13 protein-coding genes are annotated in these 12,431 nt (G+C 66.3%); 6 read left to right on the forward strand and 7 right to left on the reverse strand.

What is annotated here, in order from left to right; all coding sequences use genetic code 11:
• From moaC to P0652_RS01140, 7 genes are all read right to left on the reverse strand, one after another.
• Window positions 1-489, reverse strand: a complete 489-nt coding sequence (gene moaC, locus P0652_RS01110) for a cyclic pyranopterin monophosphate synthase MoaC (protein WP_284176907.1) — start codon at window positions 487-489, stop codon at window positions 1-3.
• Window positions 486-1,298 carry an indole-3-glycerol phosphate synthase TrpC gene (gene trpC, locus P0652_RS01115; RefSeq protein ID WP_284176908.1) on the reverse strand — a complete coding sequence of 271 codons (813 nt, stop codon included), beginning with the start codon at window positions 1,296-1,298 and terminating at the stop codon, window positions 486-488. Before trpC ends, moaC begins: the two co-directional genes overlap by 4 nt.
• Window positions 1,295-2,317 (reverse strand): anthranilate phosphoribosyltransferase, encoded by a 1,023-nt coding sequence (trpD, locus tag P0652_RS01120; RefSeq protein WP_284176909.1) that lies wholly within the window; start codon window positions 2,315-2,317, stop codon window positions 1,295-1,297. Before trpD ends, trpC begins: the two co-directional genes overlap by 4 nt.
• Window positions 2,318-2,457: 140 nt before the next feature.
• On the reverse strand, window positions 2,458-3,054 hold the full coding sequence (locus P0652_RS01125; protein WP_284176910.1) for an anthranilate synthase component II: 597 nt from the start codon (window positions 3,052-3,054) through the stop codon (window positions 2,458-2,460).
• 30 nt (window positions 3,055-3,084) lie between these two features.
• Window positions 3,085-3,321, reverse strand: a complete 237-nt coding sequence (locus P0652_RS01130; RefSeq protein ID WP_284176911.1) for a hypothetical protein — start codon at window positions 3,319-3,321, stop codon at window positions 3,085-3,087.
• Between the two features lies 1 nt (window position 3,322).
• Window positions 3,323-4,834: an anthranilate synthase component I gene (trpE, locus tag P0652_RS01135; protein ID WP_284176912.1), complete on the reverse strand. Its 1,512-nt coding sequence runs from the start codon at window positions 4,832-4,834 to the stop codon at window positions 3,323-3,325.
• Window position 4,835: 1 nt separating this feature from the next.
• Window positions 4,836-6,758: a SurA N-terminal domain-containing protein gene (locus P0652_RS01140; protein ID WP_284176913.1), complete on the reverse strand. Its 1,923-nt coding sequence runs from the start codon at window positions 6,756-6,758 to the stop codon at window positions 4,836-4,838.
• A 158-nt stretch (window positions 6,759-6,916) separates the two neighbouring features.
• Here P0652_RS01140 and tpiA point away from each other — a divergent pair, with 158 nt between their 5' ends.
• The 6 genes from tpiA (at window position 6,917) to P0652_RS01170 (ending at window position 12,421) form a co-directional block, all read left to right on the forward strand.
• On the forward strand, window positions 6,917-7,666 hold the full coding sequence (gene tpiA / locus P0652_RS01145; protein WP_284176914.1) for a triose-phosphate isomerase: 750 nt from the start codon (window positions 6,917-6,919) through the stop codon (window positions 7,664-7,666).
• Between the two features lie 113 nt (window positions 7,667-7,779).
• Window positions 7,780-8,160: a preprotein translocase subunit SecG gene (secG, locus tag P0652_RS01150; protein ID WP_284176915.1), complete on the forward strand. Its 381-nt coding sequence runs from the start codon at window positions 7,780-7,782 to the stop codon at window positions 8,158-8,160.
• A 140-nt stretch (window positions 8,161-8,300) separates the two neighbouring features.
• Window positions 8,301-9,929, forward strand: a complete 1,629-nt coding sequence (gene pyrG, locus P0652_RS01155) for a CTP synthase (RefSeq protein ID WP_284176916.1) — start codon at window positions 8,301-8,303, stop codon at window positions 9,927-9,929.
• Between the two features lie 114 nt (window positions 9,930-10,043).
• Complete coding sequence (locus P0652_RS01160) at window positions 10,044-10,466, forward strand: DUF350 domain-containing protein (RefSeq protein ID WP_284176917.1); 423 nt, start codon at window positions 10,044-10,046, stop codon at window positions 10,464-10,466.
• Window positions 10,467-10,476: 10 nt separating this feature from the next.
• Window positions 10,477-11,256 (forward strand): DUF1190 domain-containing protein, encoded by a 780-nt coding sequence (locus P0652_RS01165; RefSeq protein ID WP_284176918.1) that lies wholly within the window; start codon window positions 10,477-10,479, stop codon window positions 11,254-11,256.
• 1 nt (window position 11,257) lies between these two features.
• Window positions 11,258-12,421, forward strand: a complete 1,164-nt coding sequence (locus P0652_RS01170) for a glutathionylspermidine synthase family protein (protein WP_284176919.1) — start codon at window positions 11,258-11,260, stop codon at window positions 12,419-12,421.
• Window positions 12,422-12,431: the final 10 nt, after the last annotated feature.

Raw genomic sequence — 12,431 nt, forward strand, 5'->3', positions numbered from 1 at the left:
TCAGCCCTCCGCGCGCCAGTCGCCGGATTTGCCGCCGGTCTTCTCCAGCAGCCGGATCCCGCCGATCACCATGCCACGATCGACCGCCTTGGCCATGTCATAGACGGTGAGGCAGGCGACGCTGACCGCCGTCAGCGCTTCCATCTCCACGCCGGTCTGCCCGGAAACCCGGGCGCGGGCGGTAATGCGCAGGCCGGGCAAGCGCTCGTCCGGTTCGAGATCGACGGCGACCTTGGTGAGCAGCAGCGGGTGGCAGAGCGGGATAAGCTCATGCGTGCGTTTCGCCGCCATGATCCCGGCAAGCCGCGCCACGGCGATGACGTCGCCCTTCTTGGACAGCCCGTCGCGGATCAGCGCCAGCGTCGCCGGCGCCATCACCACATGGCCCTCGGCAAGCGCCTCGCGGGTCGTCACCGCCTTCTCGCCGACATCGACCATGTGGGCGGCGCCGCTGGCATCGAGATGGGTCAGCCGGGCCGCCTCGCTCATGCCGCGGCTCCGGCTCCCGGCAGGCCGAGCAGCGCCCGGGTGGCGCTCGCCACATCCGCCTGCCGCATCAGGCTCTCGCCGACAAGGAACGTGCCGATCCGGCTCTTGGCCAGCCGCTGGCAATCATCAAACGTGAAAATGCCGCTCTCGCCGATGATGATCCGGTCGCCCGGGATGCGCGGCGCAAGCCGCTCGCTCGTCGCCAGCGAAACCTCGAAGCTCCGGAGATCGCGGTTATTGATGCCGACCAGCCGCGAGGGCAAGGCGAGGGCGCGGTCCAGTTCGGCCTCGTCATGCACCTCGACCAGCGCATCCATGCCAAGGCCCTGCGCCGTCGCCACGAGATCGCGGGCGGCGGCATCGTCCACCGAGGCCATGATGACGAGGATGCAATCCGCCCCCATCGCCCGCGCCTCGTAGACCTGGTAGGGCTCGAACAGGAAATCCTTGCGGATCACCGGCAACAAACAGGCGGCACGGGCCGCGACGAGGAATTCCGGCGCACCCTGGAAATAGGGCCGGTCCGTCAGGATCGACAGGCAGGTCGCGCCGCCTTCGGCATAGGCCCGGGCGAGGGCAGGCGGGTCGAAATCGGCCCGGATCAACCCCTTGGACGGGCTCGCCTTCTTGATTTCGGCAATCAGCGCGAAACGGCCGGCGGCCAGATGGGCCTCGATGGCCGCCTGGAAGCCGCGCACCGGCAGGGCCGCTTCCGCCAGGCGGCGCAATTCGGCCTCCGGCACGGCGCGCTTCGCCGCGGCGATTTCCTCACGTTTCGTCGCCTCGATCTGGCGGAGAATATCGCTCATGCCACCCCCGCATTCGAGGTCTCGACGACCCGGGCGAGCAGAGCGGAAACGCGGCCTTCGTCCAAAGCGGCAGCGCCCAAGGCCACGCCGCCCCGGAGGTCAGGCGCCTTGTCAGCGATGACAAGGGCCGCAGCGGCATTGAACAGCGCGATGTCCCGATAGGCATTCTTCTCGCCCGCGAGCACAGCGCGCAGGGCCGCCGCATTCTGGCCCGGCTCGCCGCCCTTCAGCGCGGCAGGATCGGCAAGGGGGAGCCCGGCATCGGCAGGGCTGATCTCGAACCGGCGCAGGGCGCCGTCCTTCAGCTCGACGACATGGGTCGGCCCGGTGGTGGTGATCTCGTCCAGCCCGTCCGAGCCATGCATGACCCAGGCCCGCTCGGTGCCGAGATCCCGCAGGGTCTCGGCGATAGGGTCGAGCCAGGACTTCGCGAAAACGCCGAGCAGCAATCGCTTCACACCGGCCGGGTTCGACAGCGGACCCAGCAGGTTGAAGATCGTCCGGGTGCCCAGCTCGGTCCGCACCGGCGCGACATGGCGCATGGCCGGGTGATGGGCGGGGGCAACCATGAAGGCATAACCGGCCTTCTGGAGGCATTGCGTGATCTCGGCCGGTGTCAGGCCGATCTTGACGCCGAGAGCCTGCAGCACATCGGCCGCGCCGGAGCTGGACGAGGCCGCCCGGTTGCCATGCTTGGCTACCGGTACGCCGCAGCTTGCCACGATCAGGCTGGCCAGCGTCGAGACGTTCCACGAGCCCGACGCATCCCCGCCCGTGCCCACGACATCCATCGAGCCTTCGACAGGCGGAACGACCAGCATCTTGCTGCGCATCGCCCGGACGGCGCCGAACAATTCATCCACCGTCTCGCCGCGCACGCGCAACGCCATCAGGAAGCCGGCATTCTGGGCCGGTGTGGTCTCGCCCGAAAGGATCTGCCCGAAGGCCATCTCGGCTTCCGCGCGGGTCAGGGGAAGGCCGGCCGCGACCTTGGCGATCAATGGTTTGAAGGCGTCCATACTGAACTCGTGGTGATGGCTTCACTCTTGGTGGCTGGGCTCGTCGCGACAGGTGCCTGGCAGGCGCCGGATCGGGCGTTTCCGCCATTTCGAATACGGGCTGGCGCCCGCGAAGACAAGGCGCGATGCGGGATCCGGCCTCACGCAGCCCGCGTGCAGGCATGGAATTCGCGGGCGAGCGTCAGGAAATTCCGGCAGATCTGCGCGCCCTGTTCGGTGGCGATGCTTTCCGGGTGGAACTGGACGCCATAAATCGGCATCGCACGGTGCTGCAGCGCCATGACCAGCCCGTCCTCGCTCCGCGCCGTGGCGACCAGAGCCTCGGGCAGGCTCGCCGCCTCGACAACCAGCGAATGATAGCGCGTCACCGAAACCGGGCCGTTGATCCCCCGGAACAGGCCTTTGCCGTCATGCGTGATGCGCGAGATCTTGCCATGCATCGGCTGGTTGCGGATCACCTTGCCGCCGAAAGCCTGCCCGATCGCCTGGTGCCCGAGGCAGATGCCGAACAGCGGCACCTTCCCGGCGGCCAGCCGGATCGTGTCGAGCGAGATACCGGCCTCGTTCGGCGTGCAGGGCCCGGGCGAGATCACCACCGCATCCGGCTTGCGCGCCAGCAGCTCCTCGGCCGAAAGCGCATCATTCCGCCAGACCTCGACCTTCGCGCCTTCCGCCCCGAGGGCATGGACGACGTTGAAGGTGAAGCTGTCGTAATTGTCGATCAACGCGATGCGCATGGGAAAGGATCTCGGTCTGTGTTTTGCCGATCAGGGATAGGGATTACCAAGCTCGGTTTCGACTTCCCGCTCCAAGCCGGGATGCTGGCGATACACCGACATCAGGATATCACAATAGGCGACGCCATGGAGTTCACCAACGGGTCTTGCGAGCAATTTCCAGTCATCGCCGTCGGCTTCCGGGACTGCAAGCCGCAACGCTGCATCAATCTGATCCGTCGCTGCAATCACCGCTTTCACAAAGCGTTTGGCTGTTTCTCGATCCAAACTACTGCCCCCGCTTGCCACGGCTGGCGAACCGCACCGCATCCTCGGCCGCGCGGAACAGGGCCTTCGCCTTGTTCTCGCACTCTGCCTGTTCGGAAGCCGGCACGGAGTCATGGACGATGCCGGCTCCCGCCTGCACATGCATCACCCCGTCCTTGACGAGAGCGGTGCGCAGCACGATGCAGGTATCCATCGCGCCATCGGCGCCGAAATACCCGATCGCGCCGGCATAGGCGCCGCGCTTGTCCTTTTCCAGCTCGTCGATGATCTGCATGGCGCGGATCTTCGGCGCGCCGGAAACCGTGCCGGCCGGGAAGCCGGAGGCCAGCGCCTCGATCAGGTCATGGCGCGGGTCAAGCCGCCCCTCGACATGGCTGACGATATGCATCACCTGGCTGTAGCGCTCGATGAAGAAGCTGTCGGTGACCGTTACCGAGCCGATTTCGGCAACGCGGCCGACATCGTTGCGGCCAAGATCGAGCAGCATCAGATGTTCCGCGCGCTCCTTCGGATCAGCCAGCAATTCCTGCTCCAGCGCGCGGTCCTCGGCGAGGGTCGCGCCGCGCTTGCGCGTGCCGGCGATCGGCCGGATCGTCACCTTGCCCTCGACCACCTTGACCAGGATTTCCGGGCTCGAACAGACGATCTGGAAATCGTTGAAATCGAGATAGCACAGATAGGGCGAGGGGTTGACGCGCCGCAGCGAGCGGTAGAGCGCGAAGGCCGGCAGGTCGAACGACGTCGAGAAACGCTGGCTCAGCACCACCTGGAAAATGTCGCCGGCAAGGATGTATTCCTTCGCCGCGGCAACCATCGCCTCGTATTCTGCCGGACTGGTATTGGACTGCGCCTCGGGAAGGCGGGCGAGGGCATCCTCGTCAGCCAGTTCCTGCACGAGCGGCGCTTCCAGCGCGCCGATCGCAGCCTGCAGGCGCTCGGCCGCCGCCTCATAGGCGGCGCGGGCCGGGCGACCGGCCACGGGGAAAACCGGGGTGATCACCACGATTTCGTCCTTCACCGCATCGAAGACGAGGACGAGCGTCGGGCGGATCATCAGCGCATCCGGCACGCCGATCGGATCGGCCTTGGCCGGGCCGAGCCGCTCCATCTGGCGGACCATGTCATAGCCGAGGAAACCGAACACGCCACTCGCCATAGGCGGCAGGTCATCGAGATGCGGGATGCGGCTCTCGGCGATCAGCGCCCGAAGGGCATCGAGCGGCGCGCCGGGGCAAGGCTCGAAGGGCCCGCCGTGGCGGCTCGCTTCGGTCTGTCCATCCCGGCAGCGCCAGGTCAGGTCCGGCTTGAGCCCGATGATGGAATAGCGCCCGCGAACCGCGCCGCCTTCGACCGATTCGAGCAGGAAGCTCGGCGTGTCGCCCGCCAGTGCGCGCATCTTGAGATAGGCTGAAACCGGCGTCTCGAGATCCGCCACGAGGCGCGTGGCGAGGCACTGCGCCTCTCCCGCGCGGTAGCGCGCCTCGAAAGCGGCGAATGCAGGCTCGATCGACATGTCAGTTCGTCTGGCCGAGGGCCTGGTTGAGAACCGTCTGGTTGATCGACACCCCGACCGACTTGCGCAAGGCGGCAATGTATTGCGCCATAAGGTCCTCGGCGAGGCCGGTGCTGATCTGCCGTTCGAGGCCGGAGGCCACATCCTGCGCCGGATCATGCGCCAGCAAGGTCGCGTCGACCGGAACGATCAGCGCCCGGCTGGTTCCGTCGCCTGCCAGCGCGCTGACCGGCTTGCCGACCGGGCCGGCAAAGGCCCGCTCGACGCCCGACGCACCCAGCGTCGCCTCGCGCGCATTCCGGCGGATCCCGGCGAAACGCTGCACCGGCAGCCCGAGTTCCTGGCTGATCGCGGCGAGGGTCGCCCCTTCCTCCACCCGTTTGAAGAGGCCGGTCATGAATTCGGCCAGGGCCTTGTCTCGACGATCGGCCAGAAGCCGCGTGCGGACCTGGTCCTTCACTTCATCAAAATTCTTGTCGCGGGCCGGCTCGACGGCATTCACCTCATACCAGGTGTAGCCGCCATCGCGGCCCTGCAAGGGCTCGTTGTCGAGCCCGATATCCGAAGCGAACACGGCGTTGATGGTCTCGGTGCCACCGGGAACCGGAACGCGGTTGCCATTGCCGTCATTGCCCTGCCGGTCGAGTGCAGCCAGCGTGACAAGCCGCGCACCGACCGCCTGCGCCGTCTCGGCAAGGCTCTTGCCGGCGATGCGCTGGTCCTCGATCTTCCGGAACAGGCCGTCGACCTGCGCCTTGATCGAAGGGTCGCTCTGGAGCTTGTCCATCCGGGCATCGCCCTCGATCTGGCCGCGCACAGCCTCGAAAGGCGTCACGCGGGCCGGCTCCACTTTCAGGACGCGCACGAGCACGAAGCCGAACGGGTCCTTTACCGGGGCGCTGAGCTGGCCTTCCGCCGTCTTGAAAACCGCATCGCGGAGGGCAGCATCGGTGAGCTCGGCAGCGGTTTTCAGGCCGAGATCGACATCGGCCGCACTCAGCTTGCGCTCGGCCAGCAGCGCCTCGAAGGTCATGCCGCCGGCCAGCTTCGCCGCTGCAGCCTTGGCCTCGTCCTCGCTGTCAAACAGCACGCGCTGCGCCTGACGGCGCTCGGGCGATCCGAAACGGCCTGCAATGACCTGCCGGTCATAATAGGCGCGGAGATCGGCTTCCGTGATGACAAGGCTGGCCGCGAAATCCGCCGGCTGCACCTGGATGATCGAGACCTTGCGCGTCTCGACCGTGCGGAACTCGGCCTTGCGCTCCTCGAAGAATGCCTTGAGGGCCGCCTCGTCGGGCTCGGCCGCGGCTGGCACCTTGTCGACCGGCACGAGGATCACATCGAGATTGCGCTCCTCGTTGCGGAACTGGTGCACGGCCTTGCCAAGGGCCTTCGCGCCGGCCATGCCGCCGGCGAGGCCATTGAAGATCTGCTGCCGCAGCAGAAGGTCGGTCTGGCGCTGAACGAAGGCCTGCTCGCTGAGCCCGGCCTGTGACAGCGCATCGGCGAGGCGGGCGCGGTCGAAAATCCCGCCAGTCTTGAATTCCGGCGCCTCGGTGATCGAACGCATCACGGTCAGCTGGTCGACAGCGAGACCGAGCTTGCGGGCCTGCTCCGTCAGCGCCAGTTCATCGATCTGCCGGTTGAGCAGCCCGCGATCGAGCCCGAAGGCGCGCGCCTCCTCCGACGTGACCACCCGCCGCACCTGACGCTGGATGCGCTGCAGCTCGGTATTGTAGGCCGCGCGGAACTCGTCGGCGTTGATCGTGGCAGAGCCGACCTTCGCGACCGTCCGGTTCACACCGCCGCGGAAAATGTCGCCGATGCCCCAGATGGCAAAGGAAACGATCAGGAACCCCATGATCACGGTCAGCACGAGGCGGCCGAGCCATTTGGAAGAGGCGGTACGGATCGCAGTCAGCATGGGCGGTCATTCGTCCGTGTTACGGGGCGGGAAGCGGGGCCGGACCATAGGGGCGGCCTCTCCCCTTGGCAAGCACGGGAACACGGCAAAAGCCGGGCAATTGCGCCTGAAACAAGCCCATGATAGGCCGCGCCGGAACTGAAGCAGGGAGCAGAAGCATGCGCAAGCCGCTGGTGGCCGGAAACTGGAAGATGAACGGGACGCGCGCGAGCCTCGCCGAAATCGGCGAGATGGCGAAGGCCTGCGACGCCACCCTCCGTGCGAAGGTGGATGTGATGGTCTGCCCGCCCGCGACGCTCCTGTTCCCGGCGGCAGCGCTGGCCCTCGGCTCTGCGGTTTCGATCGGCGCACAGGATTGCAGCCCGCTCGGGGAGGGCGCCCATACGGGCGATCTCTCTGCCGGAATGCTGTTTGATTCCGGTGCAAAGGCCGTGATTGTCGGCCATTCCGAGCGCCGCGCCGACCACGGCGAGAAGGATGCCGATGTCGCGGCCAAGGCGGCAGCGGTGCTGGCGCAGGGCATGATGCCGATCATCTGTGTCGGCGAGACGCGGGCCGAACGCGAGGCCGGCAAGGCCCTTGCCGTCGTGGCGCGGCAGGTTCGCGGCTCGGTGCCGAAGGATGCGCCGGCCGGCGGCTTTGTCGTGGCCTACGAGCCGGTCTGGGCCATCGGCACCGGCCTGACGCCGACGCTGCAGGACATTGCCGACATGCATGCCGAGATCCGCCGGACGCTGGCCCGCCTGCTGGGCAAGCCTGCCGCGCAGGCGACGCGGCTTCTCTATGGCGGTTCGGTGAAGCCGGCCAATGCCGCCGAAATCCTCAACCTGGCTGATGTAGACGGGGCGCTGGTCGGCGGTGCCAGCCTGAAGGCAGCAGACTTCCTGGCCATCATCCGCGCGGCCTGACGCGGGTTTCGACGGGGCAGGGGTTGGAATTTTACTTCCCCTGCCGCCATATTGTCGCTAACAGACAGCGCAAATCGCATTCGCGGGGGTCAAACCCGCCCGAGCAGGCTTCCATGGAAACCGTACTGATCGTCATCCACCTTCTGATCGTCATCGCGCTGTGCGGCGTGGTGCTGTTGCAGCGCTCCGAAGGCGGCGGCCTCGGCATGGGCTCAAGCCCGTCGGCCTTCATGAGCGGCCGCGGCCAGGCCAACCTCCTCACGCGGATCACGGCCATTCTCGGCACGGCGTTCTTCATCACCTCGATGGCCCTGGCTGTGATTGCCGCCCGCGGGCGGGCCCCGGCCTCGCCGCTGGACAATATCGCCCCGCCGCCGCCGACCACGCAGGGCGGAACTGTTCCCGCCGCGCCGCAGGGCACGCCGAACGTGCTGGACCAACTGCGTCAGATGCAGGGCGGGCAGAACCAGCAGCCGGGCCAGCCGCGTCCGTAAGGGCGGCACTCGACAGACGGGCCGTACGAAGGCGCCATCCGGTTCAGGGGGCGCCTTCTGTTTTTGAAGGCGCCATTTTTCTTGGGATGGCGCTTTTTTCTTTGCGCGAATCGCGCCCCACAAGGTAAAGATCAAGCCCCATGACGCGATATGTATTCATCACCGGCGGCGTGGTTTCCTCCCTTGGCAAAGGCCTCGCATCGGCCGCTCTCGCAGCCGTGCTGCAAGCGCGCGGTTATCGCGTGCGGATGCGCAAGCTCGACCCCTATCTCAACGTCGATCCGGGCACGATGAGCCCGTATCAGCATGGCGAGGTCTTCGTGACCGATGACGGCGCCGAAACCGATCTCGATCTCGGCCATTACGAGCGCTTCACCGGACGCTCCGCCATCAAGGCCGACAACATCACCACCGGCCGCATCTACCAGGAGATCATCGCCAAGGAACGCCGCGGCGATTATCTCGGCGCCACTGTGCAGGTGATCCCGCACGTGACCGACGCGATCAAGGAATTCGTCGTTTCGGGCAATGACTCCTATGATTTCGTGCTGGTCGAGATCGGCGGCACCGTCGGCGATATCGAAGGGCTACCCTTCTTCGAGGCCATCCGCCAGCTCCGCAACGACCTGCCGGAGCGGCATTCGCTGTTCGTGCATCTGACGCTGCTGCCCTATATCCCGAGCGCCGGCGAGCTGAAAACCAAGCCGACCCAGCATTCCGTGCAGGAACTGCGCTCCATCGGCATCCAGCCCGATATCCTGCTCTGCCGCACCGACCGCGAGATCCCGGCCGGCGAGCGGCGCAAGCTCGCCTTGTTCTGCAACGTGCGCGAAAGCGCGGTGATCGAGGCGCGCGATGTCGACCAGATCTATGCCGTGCCGCTCGCCTATCACGCCGAGGGACTCGATACCGAGGTCCTGCGGATCTTCGGCATGCCCGACAAGGCCGAGCCCGATCTCTCGCGCTGGCACCACATCGTCGATACACTCCGCAACCCGGAAGGCCAGGTCACCATTGCCATTGTCGGCAAGTATACGGGCCTGAAGGACGCCTACAAATCGCTGATCGAGGCCCTGGTCCATGGCGGCATCGCCAACCGGGTCAAGGTCAATCTCGACTGGATCGACAGCGAGATCTTCGAGCGCGAGGATGCCTCGTCCTATCTCGAGCATGTCCATGGCATTCTCGTGCCCGGCGGGTTCGGCCTGCGCGGGGCGGAGGGCAAGATCCAGGCGGCGCGCTTCGCCCGCGAGCGCAAGGTGCCGTATTTCGGCATCTGCTTCGGCATGCAGATGGCCTGCATCGAGGCGGCGCGGAACCTCGCCGGCATTTCGGGCGCCTCCTCGACCGAATTCGGCCCCTGTCCCCAGCCGGTCGTCGGCCTGATGACGGAGTGGATGAATCGCGGCCAGCTCGAAATTCGCCAGTCCGGCGGCGATCTCGGCGGGACGATGCGGCTCGGCGCCTACGAGTCGAAACTCGCCGCCAATTCGCGCATTGCCTCCATCTATGGTTCCACAACCATCCAGGAACGCCATCGCCACCGCTATGAGGTCAACATGGCCTATCGCGAGGCGCTGGAAGGGAAGGGGCTGCTCTTCTCCGGCGTCTCGCCGGACGGATTGCTGCCGGAAACCGTGGAATATCCGGATCACCCCTGGTTTGTCGGGGTTCAATATCATCCGGAGCTGAAATCACGCCCGTTCGAGCCGCATCCGCTCTTTGCAAGCTTCATCGAGGCAGCATTGGCCCATAGCCGGCTGGTGTAAGGATTTCCCCAGCGCTGTGCGCTGCCGCACCCGGCGGAGGCGCGTCTCGTGCTTTCCTTGGACCCGCGCCTGAGTCATGGTGACATGAGGCATCGCGATCAGGGGGGCACGCGCATGATTCAGGCTGGTTCGGGCATCGTGGCTTCGGCTTTGGGGATTCCCTTCTTCCTTCTCTACATCGCGGTCGGCGCGGCGATGCTGGCCCTGTTCGTGCTGGTCTATTCGCGGTTTACGGCGCATGACGAACTCGCCCTGATCCGCGAAGGCAACTGGACGGCCTCGATTGCTCTCGCCGGCACGTTGGTCGGCTTCACCATCCCGCTCGCCAAGGCCATCTCTCAGGCCGGCAACATCGCCGACATGCTGCTCTGGGGCTTCGCAGCCTTCGTGGTCCAGCTGGCGGCGTATTTCGTTGTCCGCCTCATGGTTCCCGGCCTTTCGGACAAGATCGCCGCAAACCAGGCTTCCGCCGGCACGCTGCTGGCCGGCTGTTCGATCGCCTGCGGGCTGATCAATGCCGCGGCCATGACGATGTAAGGCCGGAGCCATGAAACGATCCCATGCGATTTTTATCGGCGCAACGGGGCTGATCTTTGCCGGCGCCTATGTCGGGCAGGTGGGCAAGACCCGTCTCGAGGACGCACCCGCAGCCGAAGCTCCCGCCGAGGCCCGGCTCTATACCTCTCTCGAGGAATGCATGCGGGCCCATCAGGGCTGGACGTCCATTCCGCCGGTGTCCGGCCAGCCGGCACCGCTTTCGCCCGGGCAGGCCCAGTGCCAGCGCGACTTTGCCGATGCCAACGCATCCCATGTCCAGGCCGCGCCGAAATTCAACAACCAGTCCGAATGCGAGGCACAATACGGCGCACAGCAATGCCGGCCGGCCACGTTCAACGGCAGCTCCGTCTTCGTGCCGGCCATGCTTGGCTTCATGGTCGCCAACGCGCTCAACGGCCAGCGCAACAGCCAGGCCCTGCTGCCGCCGATGCGGAACGGCACGGCCTGCCCGCCCGGACAGACGCCGGAAACCATGCCGGGCTGCACCGCGCCACCGCGCTCGGGCAGCAGCACAAGCGGGTCTGGCGGCGGCTGGCGTTCCTATTCCACGTCGAGCGGCCACACCGTCAGCCGGGACACGTCGAAAGCCGCGTCGAGCGCAGTGACAGTGCCGGCCGGAGCGACGGGGGCACCGGCGGCGCGCAGTTCTGTCGGGGCAATTGCGGCCCGGCCATCCTCGTTCTCGCGTTCAAGCACGAGCAGCCGTTCGACAACGTCGCGCAGCGGCTTCGGTTCGATCGGACGCTCCATCTCGCGCTCGGGTTCGTAAGATGCGGCGCCTCGAGATGGACGAGCGACCGGACTGGCGCAGCAAGGCGGAGCAGGTCGGCTTCTCGTTCCACAGTGCCGATGACCGGCCCTACTGGGACGAGACCGGTGCCTTCGGCTTCACCCTCCAGGAAATCGAGGAACAGATCGAGGCACCTTCCGCCGAGCTGGAGGAAATGGCGCTCGAATTTGTCGGCAAGGCCTGCCGCGACGAGGCCATCCTGACGCGGCTGGCGGTTCCGCGCGCCTTCTGGGGCGAGATCTGGGAGAGCTGGCAGCGCGGGGACCGCAACCTCTACGGACGGTTCGACTTCGCCTATGACGGGCAGGGCCCGGCCAAGCTGCTGGAATACAATGCTGATACGCCAACCGCCCTGCTGGAGACCGGCGTCTTCCAATGGCTCTGGCTGGAAGAGATGATCGGCAAGGGCGCGCTGCCGCGCGGCTCGGACCAGTACAACTCGGTCCATGACAAGCTGATCGGCGCCTTCCGCAACCTCCGCAACGGCCGCGCCTACCGCCTGCACCTGACCTGCCTCGATGACAGCGACGAGGACCGCGCCACGGTGGCCTATCTCGAGGAATGCGCGCAGCAGGCCGGGCTTTCGACGCAATTCCTCTTCGTCAACGAAATCGGGCTCACCAAGGCCGGAAAATTCGTCGATCTCGACGAGGCCCCGATCGAGGTGCTGTTCAAGCTTTATCCATGGGAATGGATGATGCGCGAGGAATTCGGCAAGGCCATTCCCGGCTGCGGCACGCAATTCCTCGAACCGATCTGGAAGTCTCTGCTCTCGAACAAGGGGCTGCTGCCCTATCTCTGGCAGATGGCACCGGGCCATCCGAACCTTGTCCCGGCCTATTTCCCCGACGAGCCGGCGCCCGATCTCGGCCCGTCCTATGTCGAGAAACCGCTTTTCTCGCGCGAAGGGGCGAATATCCGGCTGTTCGAGCGGGGCCGCGCGCTGAGCGGCAACGAAGGCCCCTATGGCGAGGAAGGCTTCATCCGCCAGCAGCGCATTCCGATTCCGGATTTCGGCCATGGCCATGTCGTGCTCGGTGCCTGGATGGTGGCGAGCGAGCCGGCGGGCATGCTTGTCCGCGAGGACAAATCCCCGATCACCGGCAATCTCGCCCGGTTCATCCCGCATTTCATCGAGCCGTGAGGGAAGGGGT

The organism is Rhabdaerophilum sp. SD176, assembly GCF_030143245.1.
GTDB lineage: Bacteria > Pseudomonadota > Alphaproteobacteria > Rhizobiales > Beijerinckiaceae > Rhabdaerophilum.